Annotated in this window: 3 protein-coding genes; 1 reads left to right on the forward strand and 2 read right to left on the reverse strand. The window is 53.9% G+C overall.

All coding sequences use genetic code 11. From position 1 onward, the window contains the following. The coding region (locus ACRESD_RS00005) for an FAD-dependent oxidoreductase (RefSeq protein ID WP_431749059.1) at positions 1–531 on the reverse strand (531 nt) is incomplete at its 3' end. 100 nt (positions 532–631) lie between these two features. After that, positions 632–1471: a UTP--glucose-1-phosphate uridylyltransferase GalU gene (gene galU, locus ACRESD_RS00010; RefSeq protein ID WP_431749060.1), complete on the reverse strand. Its 840-nt coding sequence runs from the start codon at positions 1469–1471 to the stop codon at positions 632–634. 307 nt (positions 1472–1778) lie between these two features. Here galU and ACRESD_RS00015 point away from each other — a divergent pair, with 307 nt between their 5' ends. Beyond that, a complete protein-coding gene (locus ACRESD_RS00015) occupies positions 1779–1964 on the forward strand; it encodes a hypothetical protein (protein WP_016969599.1) in 186 nt (61 codons plus the stop codon). Positions 1965–2230 lie beyond the last annotated feature (266 nt).

Genomic DNA, 2230 nt, shown 5'->3' on the forward strand with positions numbered 1-2230 from the left:
GATATAACCACCACCGACCACCAGCACACGCTTGGGTAGTTCTTTCAGGAAAAACGCTTCGTTGGAACCGATAGCGTGCTCACGGCCAGAAATCTCCGGGATCTGCGGCCAGCCGCCCGTGGCAATCAGGATGTGCTTGGCGGTGAAGCGTTCGCCATTGATCTCCACCTGATGCGGATCAACCAGGCGCGCATGCCCTTCATGCAGGGTCACGCCACTGTTGACTAGCAAGTTGCGGTAGATGCCATTGAGGCGGTTGATCTCGCGATCCTTGTTGGCGATCAAGGTCGCCCAGTCAAAATTCGCCTCACCCAACGACCAACCGAAACCGTTGGCTTGCTCAAAGTCTTCGGCGAAATGCGCGCCATATACCAGCAACTTCTTCGGCACACAGCCGACGTTCACACACGTACCGCCCAGGTAGCGGCTTTCCGCTACCGCCACTTTGGCGCCAAAGCCCGCTGCAAAGCGTGCTGCGCGAACGCCACCTGAACCGGCGCCAATTACATACAGGTCAAAATCGTAGGCCATTTCACTCTCCTCGGCAGGACATCAGCATACCGACTTACATGGGGCGGAAAAACGAAAAAGCCACCCGAAGGTGGCTTTTTACAGAGCAGGGCTACTGAAATCAGTAGGCCTTGCCAGTCTTGTAGAAATGCTCGAAGCAGAAGTTGGTCGCCTCGATGTAGCCTTCAGCGCCACCGCAGTCGAAACGCTTGCCTTTGAATTTGTAGGCAATCACGCAACCGTCTTTGGCTTGCTTCAACAGAGCATCGGTAATCTGGATTTCACCACCCTTGCCTGGCTCGGTTTCTTCGATCAGCTTGAAGATGTCAGGGGTCAGGATGTAACGACCAATAATTGCCAGGTTCGACGGCGCGTCTTCCGGTGCCGGTTTCTCCACCATGTCACGCACGCGGATCAGGCCATCACCGATTTCGTCACCCGCGATCACGCCGTACTTGTTGGTTTCCGAGGGGTCCACTTCCTGGACCGCCACGATGGTGCAACGGTACTTTTTGTACAGATCGACCATTTGCTCCAGTACGCCTTTACCTTCCAGGTTGACGCACAGGTCATCCGCCAGTACCACGGCGAACGGCTCATCACCGATCAGCGGGCGACCGGTCAGGATCGCATGGCCCAGGCCTTTCATTTGAGTCTGACGGGTGTAGGAGAACGAGCACTCGTCCAGCAGGCGACGGATACCTACCAGGTATTTTTCCTTGTCGGTGCCTTTGATCTGGTTTTCCAGCTCGTAGCTGATGTCGAAGTGGTCTTCCAGCGCGCGCTTACCACGGCCGGTCACGATGGAAATTTCATTCAGGCCAGCATCCAGTGCCTCTTCGACGCCGTACTGAATCAGTGGCTTGTTCACCACCGGCAGCATCTCTTTGGGCATGGCTTTGGTCGCTGGCAAGAAGCGAGTGCCGTAACCGGCTGCTGGGAACAAGCATTTCTTGATCATATGAGTCCTTACAAAGGGCTGTACGTACGGAATTCGGCGCAGTCTAATCAGGCCGCAGCCACCTTACAATGGGTCCTGCTGGCGTTGCGATGTCATCTAAGAGAAAAAATGTCGGCGTAAGTTCCGCGGATCCCATACACGGCGTTCCCAGCGGCACGACAACCCTCACCTTGAACCTCATGCTTAACAGGCCTTCCATGGTTTTAGCACGGTTTTTCAAGCAGGGCACGGGCCTGCAACAACTTGCGCGCCTCCAGCGCATTTGGCGCTATCATGACCTGCTTGAACCACACCACGAGATTGATAGATGTCAGAACCCAAAGGCGTAAACGGCTACCTGATCACGCAGCGAGCGGACGGCTGGCACTTGATCAACTTCCACGGCGATAGCGTTGCCGGGACATTCGCGACTGAACGTGAAGCGATTGCAGTCGCTGAAGTATTTGTGGATGAAGCCGGCCACGCATCGAGCAAGCGACCAAAGGGCAAGTAAGCTCCAAGGCGTTGCGCAAAAAGCCCCGTTGATCGGGGCTTTTTTGTGGGTTCGTTTTTTCGAACCCAGGTCTTTTAGCGCAAAAGATCACGCATTAATCGAGCAAAAACATATTAGCCACCATTGTTTTTCTCAAATCCGTAATCCTATTCTTACAGTTACCACCCAGACCAAATAATACCAACAAGCAATGCGTAGTTAATTTCCTACAGTCAAATTCAAAGTTTTGGCAAATAGCCACAACCCTCTTACACATTCCGACACAC

Source organism: Pseudomonas sp. (assembly GCF_050739995.1).
GTDB lineage: Bacteria > Pseudomonadota > Gammaproteobacteria > Pseudomonadales > Pseudomonadaceae > Aquipseudomonas.